The 16600-nt window shown below is 74.4% G+C and carries 10 protein-coding genes and 2 pseudogenes; 5 read left to right on the top strand and 7 right to left on the bottom strand.

Features of this window, described 5'->3' with window-relative positions; all coding sequences use genetic code 11:
* Positions 1 to 41: 41 nt before the first annotated feature.
* Positions 42 to 2507, top strand: coding sequence for a glycoside hydrolase family 2 protein (locus A4V12_RS20895; RefSeq protein WP_064070851.1), 2466 nt, complete (start codon positions 42 to 44; stop codon positions 2505 to 2507).
* Positions 2504 to 3532 (top strand): LacI family DNA-binding transcriptional regulator, encoded by a 1029-nt coding sequence (locus A4V12_RS20890; RefSeq protein WP_064070850.1) that lies wholly within the window; start codon positions 2504 to 2506, stop codon positions 3530 to 3532. Before A4V12_RS20895 ends, A4V12_RS20890 begins: the two co-directional genes overlap by 4 nt.
* Positions 3533 to 3661: 129 nt before the next feature.
* Here the strand turns inward: A4V12_RS20890 and A4V12_RS20885 are convergent, their stop codons facing one another.
* The 4 genes and pseudogenes from A4V12_RS20885 to A4V12_RS20870 all read right to left on the bottom strand — a co-directional run.
* Complete coding sequence (locus A4V12_RS20885; RefSeq protein ID WP_064070849.1) at positions 3662 to 4648, bottom strand: acetylxylan esterase; 987 nt, start codon at positions 4646 to 4648, stop codon at positions 3662 to 3664.
* 318 nt (positions 4649 to 4966) lie between these two features.
* Positions 4967 to 6592 carry a cellulase family glycosylhydrolase gene (locus A4V12_RS20880; protein WP_064070848.1) on the bottom strand — a complete coding sequence of 542 codons (1626 nt, stop codon included), beginning with the start codon at positions 6590 to 6592 and terminating at the stop codon, positions 4967 to 4969.
* Positions 6593 to 6947: 355 nt separating this feature from the next.
* A complete protein-coding gene (manA, locus tag A4V12_RS20875) occupies positions 6948 to 8210 on the bottom strand; it encodes a mannose-6-phosphate isomerase, class I (RefSeq protein ID WP_064070847.1) in 1263 nt (420 codons plus the stop codon).
* A gap of 283 nt (positions 8211 to 8493) precedes the next feature.
* Positions 8494 to 9420: pseudogene (locus A4V12_RS20870) on the bottom strand (ROK family protein); the annotation flags it as partial.
* Positions 9421 to 9640: 220 nt separating this feature from the next.
* Between A4V12_RS20870 and A4V12_RS35385 the strand changes: the two are divergent.
* A pseudogene (locus tag A4V12_RS35385) lies at positions 9641 to 10307 on the top strand (family 1 glycosylhydrolase); the annotation flags it as partial.
* Positions 10308 to 10499: 192 nt separating this feature from the next.
* Here the strand turns inward: A4V12_RS35385 and A4V12_RS20860 are convergent.
* On the bottom strand, positions 10500 to 11390 hold the full coding sequence (locus A4V12_RS20860; RefSeq protein ID WP_064070845.1) for a LysR substrate-binding domain-containing protein: 891 nt from the start codon (positions 11388 to 11390) through the stop codon (positions 10500 to 10502).
* A 126-nt stretch (positions 11391 to 11516) separates the two neighbouring features.
* Between A4V12_RS20860 and A4V12_RS20855 the strand changes: the two genes are divergently transcribed.
* Positions 11517 to 12563: a hypothetical protein gene (locus A4V12_RS20855; protein WP_064070844.1), complete on the top strand. Its 1047-nt coding sequence runs from the start codon at positions 11517 to 11519 to the stop codon at positions 12561 to 12563.
* Between the two features lie 65 nt (positions 12564 to 12628).
* Here A4V12_RS20855 and A4V12_RS20850 read toward each other — a convergent pair whose 3' ends face one another.
* Positions 12629 to 13612 (bottom strand): helix-turn-helix domain-containing protein, encoded by a 984-nt coding sequence (locus tag A4V12_RS20850; protein WP_199831334.1) that lies wholly within the window; start codon positions 13610 to 13612, stop codon positions 12629 to 12631.
* A 130-nt stretch (positions 13613 to 13742) separates the two neighbouring features.
* On the opposite strand from A4V12_RS20850, the gene A4V12_RS20845 reads away from it, so the two are divergent.
* A complete protein-coding gene (locus A4V12_RS20845; RefSeq protein WP_199831333.1) occupies positions 13743 to 15176 on the top strand; it encodes an aminopeptidase P family protein in 1434 nt (477 codons plus the stop codon).
* A 196-nt stretch (positions 15177 to 15372) separates the two neighbouring features.
* Here the strand turns inward: A4V12_RS20845 and A4V12_RS20840 are convergent, their stop codons facing one another.
* A complete protein-coding gene (locus tag A4V12_RS20840; protein WP_064070842.1) occupies positions 15373 to 16329 on the bottom strand; it encodes a quinone oxidoreductase family protein in 957 nt (318 codons plus the stop codon).
* Between the last annotated feature and the right edge of the window lie 271 nt (positions 16330 to 16600).

Here is a 16600-nt window from a genome sequence, read left to right as displayed (position 1 = left end):
CACCCGCACCCCGCCCCGTGAGGCGATTGGAGCCGCACACCATGAAGGACGTCACCCAGCTGCACGACGGCTGGAGCCTGCGCCACGACGACACGCTGCTCCCGGCACGCGTGCCCGGCTGCGTTCACACCGATCTGCTGGCCGCGGGCGTCATACCCGACCCGTACGTCGGGCAGAACGAGACCGCGATCGCGTGGGTCGGCGAGCAGGCCTGGTCGTACGTCACCGACCTGGCCCACGACAGCGCGCACGAGCGGACCGACCTGGTCTTCGACGGCCTCGACACGGCCGCCGCGATCACCCTCGCCGGCGAGCCGCTGGGGCGGACGCGCAACATGCACCGCACCCACCGCTTCGACGTCACCGGACGCACCGGCACCCTGGAGGTGCGCTTCGCCTCCGCCTACGACGAGGCCGCCGCCGTCCGTGCCGTCACCGGCGAGCGGCCCAACGTCTACCCCGAGCCGTTCCAGTACATCCGCAAGATGGCCTGCGGCTTCGGCTGGGACTGGGGCCCGACCGTCGTCACCGCCGGCATGTGGCGCCCCGTGCGGCTCGAACACTGGTCGACGGCGCGCATCGACCGGGTCCGCCCGCTGGTCACGGTCGACGGCGCGACGGGCCACGTGGAGGTACGGCTCCGGGTGGAGCGCACCGGAAGCGGCGCCGGCCGCCCGCTCACCGCCCGCGCCACCGTGGCCGGCCGGGACACCGAGGCCGTCTTCACCGGCGACGGCACCGTGCTGCGCCTGGAGGTGCCCGAACCCCGGCTGTGGTGGCCGCGCGGCCACGGCGGCCAGCCGCTCTACGACCTCGACGTGACCCTGCTCGACGACGGGGCCGTCCTCGACACGTGGCGGCGCCGGATCGGCTTCCGGACCGTCGAGATCGACCGGAGCGCCGACGCGCACGGCACCGGCTTCACCTTTGTCGTCAACGGCGTCCCGGTCTTCGCCCGCGGCGTGAACTGGATCCCGGACGACGTCCTGCCCTCCCGCGTCACCCCCGAGCGCTACCGGGCGCGGCTGGCCCAGGCCGCGGACGCCCACATCGACCTGGTCCGGGTGTGGGGCGGCGGCATCTACGAGGACGACGTCTTCTACGACGCCTGCGACGAACTCGGGCTGATGGTCTGGCAGGACTTCCTCTTCGCGTGCGCCGCCTACCCCGAGGAGCAGCCGCTGCGCGGCGAGGTCGAGGCCGAAGCCCGCGACAACGTTGTCCGACTGATGCCCCACCCCAGCCTCGTCCTGTGGAACGGCAACAACGAGAACCTGTGGGGCTTCCGCGACTGGAACTGGGAGCCCGGCCTCGCCGGCGACTCCTGGGGCGAGGGCTACTACCTCGGCCTCCTGCCCAGGATCGTCGCCGAACTCGACCCGACCCGCCCCTACACGGCCGGCAGCCCCTGGTCCGGCTCCTGGGACCACCACCCCAACGACACCCGGCACGGCACCCACCACTCCTGGGAGGTGTGGAACCGCCAGGACTACGCCGAGTACCGGGCGAGTGTCCCCCGCTTCGTGGCCGAGTTCGGCTGGCAGGCACCGCCCGCCCTGGCGACCCTGCGCCGCGCCCTGCCCGGCGAGGAACTCGCCCCCGACTCGCCCGGCATGCTGCACCACCAGAAGGCCGAGGACGGAAACGGCAAGCTGAACCGGGGCATCGCCCGCCACTTCCGGCTCCCCGAGGACGACTTCGACCGCTGGCACTACCTGGCCCAGGTCGTCCAGGCCCGCGCCGTCGGGGCCGGCATCGAGCACTGGCGCGCCCACTGGCCCCAGTGCGCGGGCACGGTCGTGTGGCAGTTCAACGACTGTTGGCCGGTCTCCTCGTGGGCCGCGGTCGACGGGGACGGCCGCCTCAAGCCCCTCCACCACGAGCTGCGCCGGGTGTACGCCGACCGCCTGCTGACCCTCCTGCCGGGCGAGGACGGCCCGGTGCTCGCCGTCGACAACCAGTCCGCCGAGCCCTGGCGCACCGCCGTGACCCTGCGGCTGCTCGACGCCGACGGCGGAGCCGTCCGGGAGGCCGTCGTACCGGTCGGGGCCGCAGCGCGGTCCGTGGCCCGGACGCCGGTCCCCGAGGAGCTGCGCCCCGCCCCCGGGTCGTCCAAGGAGTTCCTGGTCGCGGACGCGGACGGCCTGCGCGCCGTCCACTTCCCCGTACCGGACAAGGAGTTCGCCTACCCGCCCGCCCGCTACGACGTCCGCGTCGAGGACGTGCCCCTGCCGGACGGGCCCGACGGGCACGACGGGTCCGACGGGTCCGGGCGGGAGTCGGACGGGCCGGCCGGGCGGGCCGGTGCGGTCGACGTCGTGGTGACCGCGCACACCCTCGTCAGGGACCTGCTGCTGCAGGCCGACCGGCTGGCCCCCGGGGCGGTCGCGGACACCGGCCTGCTGACCCTGCTCCCCGGCGAGGAGGCCCGCATCCGGGTGACCGGCTGCGGCGGGGTGGAGGCCGCGGCCGTACGCGCCGCGCTGTTCAGCGTGGACCCGGCGTGAACCCGGCCGCCCCACGCGTCACCATCAACGACGTCGCCGCCCGGGCAGGCGTCTCCAAGGGCGCCGTGTCCATGGCGTTCAACAACCGGCCGGGGGTCTCGCGGGCCACCCGGCAGCGGATCTTCGACGTCGCCCGCGAACTCGGCTGGTCCCCGCACCAGACCGCGCGCAGCCTCTCCAGCCGGCGGGTCGACATCGTCGGTCTGGCGATCTGCCGCCCCGCCAGGCTGCTCGGCCTGGAGCCGTTCTACATGGAGTTCATCTCCGGCATCGAGAGCGTCCTGGCGGAGCGGTCCTGCTCGCTCCTGCTGCGCCTGGTGCGCGACCTCCGCGAGGAGATCGCGCTGTACGAGGGGTGGTGGCGCGGCAAGATGATCGGCGGCGCCATCCTGGTCGACTTCCACGAGAACGATCCGCGCGTCCCCCCGCTGCGGGCCGCCGGGCTCCCCGCCGTGGCGGTGGGACACCCGTCGCTGACGGGTGGCTTCCCCTCGGTGTGGACGGACGACGCGACGGCCGTGGCGGAGGCGGTGCGCTACCTCGCGGCGCTGGGCCACCGGCGCATCGCCCGGGTGGGCGGCCCGGCCGGCCTCGGGCACAGCGGCATCCGTGGCGCGGCGTTCGAGGCGGCGATGGCCGGACTCGGCCTCGACGGCCGCCGCCAGGTGGCCACCGGCTTCGCCGGCGAGGAGGGCGCCCGGGCCACCCGTGGCCTGCTGCTCGCACCGGACCGTCCGACGGCGATCGTGTACGACAACGACATCATGGCCGTCGCGGGCGCGGCGGTGGCCGCCGAGATGGGGCTGACCGTGCCGGACGACGTGTCGCTGCTGGCCTGGGACGACTCGCAGTTGTGCCGGCTGACCCATCCGCCGCTGTCGGCGATGAGCCATGACGTGCACCACTTCGGCCGGGAGGTCGCCCGCACCCTGTTCGGGGTGGTCGACGGCTCGTGGGAGGGATCGCTCCAGGTGCCGACGCCGTCGCTGACGCCACGGGGGTCGACCGCACCGCCCCGGCGCTAGGGGGTGTCCGCAACGTGTCGGCGTCCGTCCGGAGGGCGGGCCGGGCGAGACCTCGCGGACACGACCCGGCGGTCGCACACCACGGGGCCGTGCCTCCCCCCGGGAGGCGCGGCCCCGACCGGTGTCCGGTCACGTCCGCCGGGCGGCGGGTGCGAGACCGCGTTCGCGCAGCCAGCGCAGGTGCTCGGCGGCGGTGGCGCCCCGCCCGCCGCCGTGGTCGGCGAAGGGCCACTCCCGCAGGGCCTTCTCCCCGGCGTACCGGTCGAAGGCGGCGTGGACGGTGGACGGCGGGCAGACCGGGTCCATCAGTCCGGCGCTGAAGAGGGCGGGGGCGGTGGCGCGGGCCGCGAAGTGCACGCCGTCGAAGTAGCCGAGGGTGGCGAAGACCCTCGCGGGGTCGCGCCGCGGGTCGTGGCGCAGGTGGTCCACCAGCTCGGTGTACGGGCCTTCCGTCGCCGTTTCCGCGCCGCGCCGCATGTGGCACAGGAACGGTACGTCCGGCAGCGCCGCGGCGACGGTCCGGCCCGCCAGGCCGGCGACGGCCAGGGCGAGTCCGCCGCCCTGACTGGCCCCCTGGACGACGATCCGGGCGGCGTCCACGTGCGGCAGGAGGCGTGCCGCGTCCACCGCGCGGACGCAGTCGGTGATCAGGCGGCGGTAGTAGTGCTCGTGGGGGTCCTCGATGCCCCGGGTCATGAACCCGTTGACCCACTGGGTGCCGGCGCCCGCGTGCGCGTCGGGCGTGTCGTGGCCCTGCCCGCGGCTGTCGACCACGAGATGGGCGTAGCCGGCCGACGCGTACAGCAGGTGGTCGGTGGGGAGTCCGCGCCCGCCTCCGTAGCCGATGTAGGTGATGACGGTCGGCGAGGGCCCTTCCGCCTCCGAGGGGACGACCAGCCACCCGGCGACGGGCTGCCCCTCCCAGCCCGGGAAGCGGACGTCGTACACGTCGACGGTGACCAGCTCCGTGTCCGTGACGGGGGTCAGGACGGGTTCTCCGCCGACGTCCCTCGACCGTCGCAGGGTCCCGGCCCAGAAGGCGTCGAAGTCGCCGGGCTCCTCCGGGAGCCGGGCGAGGCCGGCCGGGTGTCCCACGGGCAGATCGGTGTACGGCATGGTTCGCGGTTCCTTCGTGCGGGTGCCGGCCGCGGTGCCGGGGGCGGGGTGCGGCCGGGCCGGTGCGGGTGGTTCGGTGCCGGTGGTCTGGGGCCGATGGTTCGGGCGGGGCGGGGCGTGCGGTGGGGGAGCGCCGGCGGGTGGTGCGGGGTGTGGAGATTCGGGGGGCGGGGCGCTGCGGGGTGCTGGGGCACTGGGGGTACCGCGGGGTGCCGCCCCCGCCGGTGGCAGGCGCCGGCGGGGGCAGCGGTCCTTCCCGTACGGGCGGGGCGGCGGGAGCCCGTCGTCCTTCCCGTACCGGCGGGAGCGGTCCGGCGGTCAGCCCTTGGCGCAGGCGGTGCCGTTGAGGGCGAAGGCCACGGGGACGCCGTTGCCGCCGGTGGAGCTGCCGTTGAGTCCGAAGCTCACCGTTCCGCCCGCCGGGATGGTCCGGGTCCACTCCTCGGGGGTCGCGAGCAGCCGGCTGCCCTGCTGGACGACCTTGGCGTTCCACGCGGAGTTGAGCGTCTGGCCGCCGGGGAAGGCGAACTCGAGCTGCCAGCCCGCGATGTCCCGGCTGCCGGTGTTGCGGATGTCGACGTGGGCGTTGAAGCCGCCGGTCCACTCCTCCAGGCGGTAGGAGACGGCGCAGCTGCCCGCGGTAGGGCCGCCGGTGGTGGTGACGGTGACCGCCGTGGAGCGGGGGGAGCGGTTGCCGGCGGCGTCACGGGCGTAGACCGCGAAGGTGTGGGCGGTGGACGGGGCGAGTCCGGTGACGGTGGCGCCCGGGGTGGCGGTGGTGGTGACGGGCGTCTCCCGGGTGCCGTCGACGCGGACGACGTCGTAGGCGGTCACCCCGGTGTCGTCGGTGGCCGCCGCCCACGTCAGCCGCACGCCCGTGGAGGTCACGTCCGACGCGGTGGGACGGCCGGGGGCGGTGGGGGCCCGGGTGTCGCCCTCGCCCCCGGTGCCGTACACGCTCGCCTCGCGAGAGGTCTGCTGGATGCCGTCGGCGCCCTCGAAGAGACGCCGGCCCCACGCGGACAGCCGGCTCGCGTCGAAGTCGGTGGCGAGGTCGAGGTACTCGACGCCGCCGCCGTTGCCGCTCCAGGACCAGCCGAGGTAGCCGAGGTTCAGCTGCCGGGCGGCCGCCATGATGGCGTCCTCGTCGGGGTTCCCGTCCGAGTGGTCGTGGCCGAACTCGCCCACCACGAGCGGCAGTCGGCGCGAGACGAACCGGCCCAAGTAGTCCTGGACCTCCGCGGCGGTGTCGAAGACGCCGTACATGTGGACCGAGAAGACGGTGTTGCGCTGCGGGTCGGCGGCGAACACCGCCGGTGCGTCGTCCCGCATGGTGAAGGACCAGTCCTGGCCCCAGTTGGGGGCGTCCGCCATGAGGGTGTGGGTGAATCCGGCGGACCTCAGCCGGGTGATGGCGCGGGAGGTGTCCGCCGTCCACGCGGTGTGGCCGACGTTGCCGTGCGGCTCGTTGCCGAGGTTCAGGACGACGTACTTCTCCTGCCCCTTGAGCGCGCTCTGGACCTCGATCCAGTAGTCGACCGCCCGGTCGAGGGAGACGGCTCCGCTCTGCTCCCCGTACCCCGTGGTGTCGTGCGCCTCCAGGACGCAGACGAGATGGTTGGCCCGGCACTGGCCGACGACCTGTGCGACGTCGGCGGCGCCGTTCTTCGTCCAGCGGTCCCCGGTACTGAGCACGACGCGCGCCGAGTTGGCCCCGAGGGCCTTGGTGTCGGCGAGCGCCCGGCCGGTCCGGGCGGCGTACCAGGCATGGGCGTGGTTGACGCCCCGCATGACGAAGTCGTTGCCGTTCGCGTCGAGGAGGCGGCCGTCCCGCACGTGGAAGCCGGTGGCCGGTTCGGCGGCCTGTGCCGCCGGTGGTCCGGTGAACATGGTGGCGGCGACGGCCAGCAGCGCTCCCGCCGCGGTGGCCAGTTTCCTGCTCATGGGGTGCTCCCGATTCGGTGGCGCGCACGCCGCGTCGGTGCACTTCGCGGCGTGCGGCTTTCCTGATGTGGAGGATGCGGTGCTGCTGCCGGCTCGACGGGACATCTCCTGCGGCGGGGGTTCTCCCCGCAGCCGTCGGGCGGTGCGCGTACGGCGTCGGGGCCGGCTGGTGTCCCGCCGCCCGGTGCCGTTCTCGCGGCTCGCACCGGGCAGCGGGGGAATGGCGCCGCACCGGCCGCGCGATGCGCGCGACCCGGTGCGTGCGACGGCCGTTCGAACGGCCGTCACGGCGACTGAGGAGAGGCTAGAACCGTGCGACGGCTGAGGACAAGGGAATCAACGGAACCGGTTAAGTTTAGTGGCCGGTCCGGTTGCGCGGGTCGCCGGGCACGCCGGCGGTGGCGCGGAACAACGTCCCCTCGCCCGACACGTCCACCCGCTCCCAGGCGGGTACGTAGACGGCCTGGCCGGGCCCGATGCGCAGCGTGGCGCCGGCGGACGTGAGTCGGGCCCCGCCCCGGGTGCACAGGACGATCTGGGGGGCGCCGGAGTCCAGCGGCCTCGGCCGTGAGCGGGACCGGGCCGGGGCGCCCAGTTCGATGCGCGAGAGGCGGAAGTCGTCGACGGGGGCGGGGTACACGTGCTCGTCGCCGTCGCCGTCGCCGTCGCCGTCGCCGTCGGCCCGGGGCGCCAGGGGAGCGGTCGGCAGTGCGCTGAAGCGGACCACCTTCAGCAGCTCGTCCCGGTCGACGTGCTTGTCCGTCAGACCGCACCGCAGGACGTTGTCCGAGCCGGCCATGACCTCCACCCCGAGCCCGGAGAGGTACGCGTGCGGAACCCCCGCGCCGAGGTACAGGGCCTGACCGGGGGCGAGGACGAAGTGCCGCAGCATCAGCGCGGGCAGCAGTCCCGGATCGCCGGGGTGGGCCCGGGCGACGGCCAGGAAGGCGCCGAGGTCGCGCCGGTGGGGGCCGTCGCGCTCCGCCTCCCGGACCGCCTCGCGGGCGAGCGCGCCGGCGACCTCGGCGACCAGCCCGGGGGGCGGCGACAGGAAGGCGGTGAACACCTCCCGCAGCGCCGCCTCGTCGTCCCTCGCGCCGCGCAGCGTCGCGGCGAACGGGCGCAGGCCCGGCACCTCCAGCCGGTCCAGCAGGTCGGCGCACCGGCGGGGCGTCCGGAACCCGCACAGCCCCTCGAACGGCGTGAGGGCGACGATCATCTCCGGCTTGTGGTTGCCGTCCCGGTAATTGCGGTGCGGCGCGTCCAGCGGTACGCCCATGGCGTTCTCCACCGCGAAGCCCGCCGCCGCCTGCGCGAGGTCGGGGTGGACCTGGAGGGAGAGCGGGGCGTCGGCTGCGAGCAGCTTCAGCAGGAAGGGCAGCCGGGGCCCGAACCGGCGCAGGCCGGCCGGGCCGAGTTCCCGTGCGGGATCGGCGGCGATCACGCGGTCGAGCGGCAGCGTGCCGCCGTCGCGCACGACCCGGGAGGGGGCGGCGGGGTGGGCGCCCATCCACAGCTCTGCCTGCGGCTCGCCGGTGGGGGCCACGCCCATCAGCTCGGGTATCGCGGTGGTGGAGCCCCAGGCGTAGGGCTGGACGGTGTTGAGGAGGAGGTCCATGAAGGTGTGCGTTCCTGGCTTCCTGGCGTAGGGGAGGGGCGGGGGCGTGTCCGGGACGTCCGCCGGCTCGGGGCGGACACCGGCACATCGGGGGCACTCCTCAGGAGGCGGCCGGCAGTTCGCGGGCGCCCCGCCCCGCCGCTGCGTCGCCATTGGCGGTTGTGGTGGTCGTCGCCGTGCCGGCGGTGGTTGGGGTGCCGGCGGTCGTGGCGGAACCGTCCGTTGTGGGGGTGCCCGCGGTCGTGAGGGTGCTGTCCGTTGCGGGGGTGCCCGCGGACATGGGGGTCATGGCGGCCGCCGCGGCTGCCGCGCCGATCAGACCGGCGTCCAGAGCCAGTTCCGCCGGGACGACCGGGACGTCGCGGGCGAAGTCCAGGACCGCGTACCCGCCGAGATGGCGGCGGAGCGGGCCGAACAGCGTCTCCCCGGCCTGGGCGACGCCACCGCCGATCACCACGAGGTCCAGCTCCACCAGGGTGATCGTCGCGGCGATACCGGCGGCCAGCGCCTTCGCGGCACGGTCGTACGCGGCCAGTGCCCGCGCGTCCCCCTCGCGGGCGGACGCGGCCACGGCCGCCGCGGTCGGCGCCATCCCCGCGGGCGGTGCCCATCCGGACTCCAGCGCGTGCGCGGCGATGGCCGTACCGCTGGCGAAGCGCTCCACGCAGCCGCGCGCCCCGCACGGGCACAACGGGCCGTCCTGCTCCACCGTGATGTGGCCGATGTGGCCGGCGTTCCCCGAGATGCCCGCGTGCAGCGATCCGTTGAGGACCAGGCCGCCACCCACTCCGGTGGAGACCACCATGCACAGCGCGTTGTCCACGCCCCGGGCCGCTCCCTTCCAGTGCTCGGCCGCCGTCATCGCGACGGCGTCGCCGACCAGCACGGGCCGGATGCCGGATGGCAGGCCCGGATGGGCGCGGACCCGCTCCACGAGCGGGAACGCCCGCCACGACGGGATGTTGACCGGGCTGACCGAGCCGGTGACCGTGTCGACGGGCCCGGCACTGCCGATGCCCAGGCACGAGAGACCGGACCACTCCGGGTGGGCCGACAGCTCGTCCAGGACGGCATCCACCGCCGCCATCAGTTCGTCCGCCGAACCCCTCGCAGGGGTGGCGCGCTGGCCCCTGGCCACCAGGCGGCCGGCGGTGTCGACGAGCGCGCCGGCGATCTTCGTGCCGCCGATGTCGAGGGCTCCGTACACCATCGTGCAGACCTTTCGTCACGGTGAATCCGAGCTTGGGCCCGCCACTGTGCCGTGCCTTTGACAACGTTGTCCAGTAAACCAGTTCAGTTAAGCCCCGGTTTAGTAAAACCCGCCCCTATTCGCCCGGACGGGCTGGACGGCGGGCATGGAACGCCTTCAGGCTCGTCCCGTTCCACCGGCCTTCCGGCGTCCCTTCCTCCCGAACAAAGGGCCCCGCTCCATGAGTGAATTCCCCTCCCTTCCACCGGATTTCGCATTCGGCGTCGCGACGTCCGCGTACCAGATCGAGGGCGCCGTGTCGGAGGACGGACGCGGGCCGTCGATCTGGGACACCTTCTGCCACCGACCCCGGAGCCGTCCTGGACGGCGGCGACGGAACCACGGCCTGCGACCACTACCACCGCCACCGCGAGGACGTCGCCCTCCTCGCGAACCTGGGGGTGGACACGTACCGCTTCTCCGTGGCTTGACCCCGCGTGCAACCCACGGGATCTGGAGCGGCGAACCCCAAGGGCCTCGACTTCTACTCACGGCTGGTGGACGACCTGCTGGCCGTCGGTATCACCCCGGCCGTGACGCTCTACCACTGGGAGCTCCCGCAGCCCCTCGAGGACGCGGGCGGCTGGCGCGCCAGGGACACGGCGGCACGCTTCGCCGACTACACGACCCTGGTCGCGGACGCACTGGCCGACCGCGTCCCCCGCTGGATCACGCTCAACGAGCCGTGGTGCAGCGCCTTCCTCGGCCACGCGGGCGGTGAGCACGCCCCGGGCCTGCGCCTGGGCACCCCGGCACTGGCGGCGGCGCACCACCTGCTGGTCGGTCACGGCCTGTCGATGGGCGCCCTGCGCGCGGCCGGGGTGCGCGAGGCGGGCATCGCCCTCAACCCCGTCCTGCGCGCGGCCGGGGTGCGCGAGGCCGGCATCGCCCTCAACCTCACCCACGTGTCGGCGGCCACCGGCGCCCACCCGGGAACGACGGGCACGACGCCGCCCAGGACCGGCGGCCGTGGCGCGGCTCACGTCACGAGCCGGGGACGGCCGGACCGGGCGGGCCCGTGCGACGACCCGTGCGGCCGCTCACTCCCCGGAGTGCCAAGCGGCGCGGATGTGGTCGCGCAGCCAGCGGTGTGCCGGGTCGGCGTCGTTGCGGGGGTGCCACGCCATGGCCAGGGTGAGCGGCGGCAGCGGCAGCGGCACGTCGAAGGTGTGCAGGCCGAAGGCCTGGGCGGCCGTCGTGGTGGCCAGGCACACCACATCGGTCTCGCGGCACAGCTGGAGCGCGGCCGGCCAGCTCGGTACGACGGCGACGACCCGCCGCCGCAGGCCCAGGGCGGTGAGGGCTTCGTCGGCCGGCCCGCGCACCCGGCCCTGGCGGGAGACGCCGATGTGCTCGGTGGCGGCGAACGCCCGGGGAGTGACCCGCGTCCGTGCGGCCAGGGGGTGCTGGGGCCGTACGGCGCCCACGAGACGGACCTCGCCCAGCGTCTCGGTGCGGATCTCCGGGGCGGGCGCGCCGATGACCCCGACCTCCACGTCCACCAGCCCCTCGCGCAGCGCGGGGGTGCCTTCCAGGCTCTCCGGCAGGAAGCGGAGCGTGACCCCGGCCGCCTCGCGCGCCACGGCGGTGACCAGCCGCGCGGCGAGTCCGGCCAGCAGCAGGTCACTGGCCTGGACACCGAACTCGCGTACCAGTGTGGCCGGATCGCCGCCCGCCTCCGGTGCCAGCAGCCCGCGGGCCTGCCCGACCACTTCCCGTACCCGGGGACGCAGCTGGACCGCGCGGGGCGTGGGCACCAGTCCCCGTCCGGCCCGTACCAGAACCGGATCGCCCAGCACGGCGCGGATCCGGCCGAGCGTACGGCTCATGGCCGGCGGCGACACCCGAAGGCGGGCGGCGGCAGCGGTGACGCTCTCCTCCTCCAACAGGGCGTCCAGAGCGACGAGAAGGTTCAGATCGAGCGATTCCACCGTATGACCCTCCTCACACCGGCCCGGCTCCCGCGCCGGCGTGACCTCATGCATTGCTCGGGACGCAAAGACCCTTTAACAACATTGCACTGGAGTCAACGCTCGTCCGCCCGGAGGCTGCGGCGTATGACCCGTACACACAACGACGTTCTGGCCGTGGTGAGCCAGAGCGGCCCCACGGTGACCTTCTTCGACACGGCGACCTACGCACCCCTCGGTGAGGTGACCGTCCCCGGCGAACCGCACGAGCTGTGCTTCGACCCCGCCCGGCGGCGGTTGTACTGCACCATCACCTACCGCGGCGGCTATTACCACGCCCACACCGGACCCGCCCACGAGATCGCCGTCATCGACCCCGACCGGCGGCGGGTGACGGACGTCGTCGACCTGTCCCCGCACCGAGCGCCGCACGGCATCGCGCTCGACCCGGCCGGCGCGCTCCTGTGGGTCAGCGTCGAGGCCCACGACACCCACGAGGGTGGCCTGCTGGCCCTGGACGCCGACACCCTGCGGCCGGTACGCCGCATCCCGGTCGGGGCACCCGGACCGCACTGGTTCGCCCTCACCCCGGACGGCCGCCGGGCCTACACCGCCAACAAGGAAGCACCGTTCGTGTCGGTCGTCGACCTCGATCGGGCGCTGCTGGTCGACCGTGTCCCGCTGCCCGGCGGCAGCGAGGGCATCACGGTGTCCCCGGACGGACGCCAGGTTTACGTGGCCGGGCCCAAGGCGACGTTCGACGCAGCCCCCGCCCACGGGGCCGGGGTGGCAGTCATCGACACGGCCACCGGCACCGTCGTACGGACACTGCCCACCGACGACGTCGTCTTCCCCGTCCACGCGACGTCCACCGGCCTCCTCCTGGCGGGCGAACTGCGCAGGACCGCCGGTGAGTCCGCGCTCGGCGGCCAGAAGGCGGGCGTCCTGCACATCCACGGCGCCTCGGGCCGGCACGGCCGTGTCCCGGTCGGTGCCTTCCCCCTGACCATCGCCTCCTCGCCCGGGGGACGGTACGCCTACGTGGCCGCCGTCTCCTCCAGCACCGTGACGGTGGTGGACCTCGCCACCGAGTCGGTCGTGACGACACTCCACGTGAACCGAAGGGGAGAACCGGGCGCACACGGTCTCGCCCACATCCCCTCCCGCCTCGCGCGGCCGACCGCGCCGCACTGACGCACGCGGGAGCCGCACTCCGGGACGAGGTCCCGCCGCGATCGCGGACACACCCCCCGCAGCGGTCACAACCACCCGTTGCGCTGGGCGTGCAGGGCCATCTGGAAGCGGTTGGCGGCGCCCAGCCGGGCCATGAGGACCTGGAGGCGGCGGTACAGCGTGCGGCGGCTGACGCCCAGTTCGCGGGCGATCACGTCGTCGCTCGCGCCGCCCGCGAGGAGCCACAGCAGACGGCGGTCCCCGGGCGGCAGGCCGCCCGGGCGGGTGGTGCGGCCGTGGAACGGGAGGGCGTTGAGCCAGGACTGCTCGAACAGCGCCATGAGGGCGGAGAGGAGGCCGCACGGCTGCACGACGAGCATGGTGTTGTGCACGTCCGCCTCCTTGATCGACAAGGACACGAGGGCGTACGCATCGTCGATGATCACCAGCTTGACCGGTACCGACGGGAGCACCCTGGCCTGTTCGCCGGCCCGGACGCACGGTTCGACGACCTCCTTCAGGTGCCCCGGGTGCTCCAGCGACTCCCGCGAGTACACGACCCGCTGCGTCACCCCGCGCGCGAGCGTGGCCAGCGCGTCGTCCGTGGCGCCCGGCAGGGGGAAGTACGGCGGTGACTCGAACTGCCGGATCTGCTCCCGCGCGCTCGCCCAGGCCTGCCGGATCCGCGGACCGATGGCCTCCCCGGTGACGACCTCCACGAGATCGTCGTTGTACGCGGCGAGCCGCTGCCGGCGGAACGTCTCGAACGCGCCGCCGACGGCGATGCGCGACTCCTCGATCTCGGTCGCCCGGTGCCGGGCGAGGATCTCCAGACCGGCGGCCGGCGGCACCGGGGCGACCACCTCACCGCCCTCCTCGGCGGCACTGGCCAGCCCGGCGTCCACCAGGGCCCCGTACGCCGTGGCGAGTTCGGCGCCGTCCAGACCGGTCGCGGCCGCGACCGCCCGCAGCGGGGCCGGGGCCAGTTCGAGCAGCGCCAGGTAGACCCGGGCGGCCGTCGGGTCGACGCCCAGCAGCCGCAGGGCCTCGCCGAGTCTCGCGTTCGTCATGCGTCGCATTATCGACGGCTCCGCCCCGCCGCCGTGTCCGATCCGTGCCAGTGGCACAACCGGGCACCACGCGGTCGCGGAGCCGGATAGCGTGCGCGGGCCGCCGGCGCCCGGCGGCACGCAGCAACCCATGCGGAAGAAGGTGCACACCGTGGCGAAAGGCCGCAAGAACGGTCTCTACTCAGGCATCTCCGAGGAACTCTCCGCCCTCATGCGAACGGGATGGGCGGACACCGAGCGGCGCGACCTGCGGCTCGACGAGCAGGCGCCGTACGCGGCCCGCCGCCGCGCCCGGCTCTCCGCCCGCTTCCCCGGCGAGCGCCTGGTCGTCCCCTCGGGGAACCTCAAGGTCCGCTCCAACGACGACCTCTACCCGTTCCGGCCGTTCTCGGGCTACGTGCACATGACCGGGGACCGCGCGCGGGACGGTGCCCTCGTCATGGAGCCCCGCGCGGACGGGGGCCACGACGCCTACTGCTACCAGCTGCCGAGGGACGGCAGGGACACCGACGAGTTCTGGACCGGCGCCACGGCGGAGCTGTGGACGGGCAGGCGCCGCTCCCTCGCCGAGTCGGAGGCGGTCCTCGGACTGCCGTGCCGGGACGTGCGCACGGCGGCCCGTGACCTGGCCGCCGCCTCGGGAGCACCGACCCGGATCGTCCGGGGTGTCGACCCCGCCCTCCAGGCCGCCGTCACGACCGACGAGGAGCGCGACGCCGAACTGGAAGAGGCGCTCGGCGACCTCCGGCTCGTCAAGGACGACTGGGAGATCGCCCAGCTCCGCGAGGCGGTGGACGCCACGGTGCGCGGCTTCGTCGATGTGGTCGGGGACCTGTCCACGGCGGTCGCGTCGTCGGAGCGGTGGATCGAGGGCACCTTCTTCCGCCGCGCGCGGCTGGAGGGCAACTCGGTCGGCTACGGCTCGATCTGCGCCGCCGGCGAGCACGCCACGATCATGCACTGGACGGACAACGACGGCCCGGTCCGCCCGGGCGACCTGCTGCTGCTCGACGCGGGCGTGGAGACCCGCACCCTCTACACCGCCGACGTCACGCGCACACTGCCGATCAGCGGCACCTTCACGCCCCTCCAGCGCGAGGTCTACGACGCGGTGCACGAGGCGCAGGAGGCGGGGATGGCGGCCGTCAAGCCGGGAGCCGCGTACCGCGACTTCCACGAGGCGGCCCAGCGGCACCTGGCGGCGCGGCTGGTCGACTGGGGTTTCGTCCCGGGCCCGGCCGAGCGCGCCTACGAACTGGGCCTCCAGCGCCGCTTCACCATGGCGGGCACCGGCCACATGCTCGGCCTGGACGTCCACGACTGCGCGCAGGCCAGGAACGAGGAGTACGTCGACGGGGAGCTGGAGCCCGGCATGGTGCTCACCGTCGAGCCGGGCCTGTACTTCCAGCCGGACGATCTCACCGTGCCCCAGGAGTGGCGCGGCATCGGCGTCCGGATCGAGGACGACCTGCTCGTGACCGGCGACGGCCACGAGAACCTGTCGGCGGGCCTGCCGCGCTCGTCGGCCGACGTCGAGGACTGGATGGCCCGGCACGCGGGCTGAGCCCGGCGAGGCGGGGACCGGCGGCACGTGGGGCGCACGGGCCGGAGGACGGCCGGCCGGGGGACCGGCCGCCGTCGTCCGGCCCTCCCGCCGCGTCGTCCGGGGGGCCGGCCGTAGTCCGGGCCTCCCGCCGCGTCGTCCGGGGGACCGGCTGCCGTCGTCCGGGCCTCCCGCCGCCCCGGCCCGCCGCCCGGCCTCAGCGCGAGGTGTCCAGCACCAGCTTGCCGACCGTCCTGCGGGCGCGGAGGTCCTCGTGCGCACGCGCCGCGTCGGACAGCGGGTACACGCCGCCGACCTGCGGCGACAGACGTCCGTCGCCGACCATGTCGAGCAGCTCGGCCATCGGCTCCCGGTACATGCCGGGCCGCGCGACCGCGTGCATCAGCCAGAACCCGACGACCGCCCGGGACCGGCCCATCAACTGCGCGGCGTGCACGGGCTGCGGTGCCTGGCGGCTCGCCATGCCGTACGTGACGAGGCGGCCGAACGGCGCCAGGGCGGCGAGGGACTCCTCGAAGACCGGGCCGCCGGTCATCTCCAGGACGACGTCGACCTTCCTGCCCCCGTTGGCCTCCGTCAGCCGGTCCTTCAGCCCTTCCGCGGCCCCGTCGACGGCGACGTCCGCACCGAGGGAGAGGGCGAGCTCCCGCTTCTCCGGGGTGGAGGCGGTCGCGATGACCCGCCCCGCCCCGAACGTCTTCGCGAGCTGGACGGCGAGCGACCCGGTGCCGCCCGCGGCGGCGTGCACGACGACCGACTCGCCCGCGGCCATCCGCCCCGACGTGCGCAGCAGGTGCCAGGCGGTGAGGCCCTGCACGATCAGTGCCAGGGCCTGTCCGTCGCTCACCGCATCGGGGACGTCGATCGCCAGGTCCTCCAGGACCGACGCCTTCTCCGCGTACCCGCCGTAGTTGTCCGCGAGCGCGACGACCCGCCGCCCGTCCTCGGTACGGCCGACCACCTCACCGCCCGGAATCATGGGAAGGGTGGTACGGGACAGGTACGAGTCCTCGACCGCGTGCGTGTCGGCGTAGTTGACGCCCGCGGCCGAGACGTCGATCAGCAGGCGGCCGGGCTCCGGCCGCGGCTCGGGCACCTCCACCAGTCGCAGCACTTCCGGCCCGCCGAATTCGGTGACGTGGATCGCACGCACGGTCGCTCCTCACTTCCCTGACGTTGTCCCGCGGTCGCTCCCGCGGAGCCCCTCGCGGTCACGTTCCCATCAGGCGAGGAAGATTACCAACCGCTCAGTATGTGAGCTGCGCCACTAGAGTCCCCTGCTCGAAGTGCGGCCGCCGCCGGACGGCCCCGCGGCAGACTGGGGGACCGGAACTCATCGCCCGGCGCCCGGGGTGCCCGCCGACACTTCCGGACCGTCCGCACCTCCAGCCCGCCGGGGTTGCTGGTCTCCGCGCCGGCGCACA

Origin of the sequence: Streptomyces noursei (assembly GCF_001646665.1) — a bacterium.
Classification (GTDB): Bacteria; Actinomycetota; Actinomycetes; order Streptomycetales; family Streptomycetaceae; genus Streptomyces; species Streptomyces lavendulocolor.
Note: the sequence above shows the minus strand (reverse complement) of the source record. Positions and strands in the feature narration are given on the sequence as shown.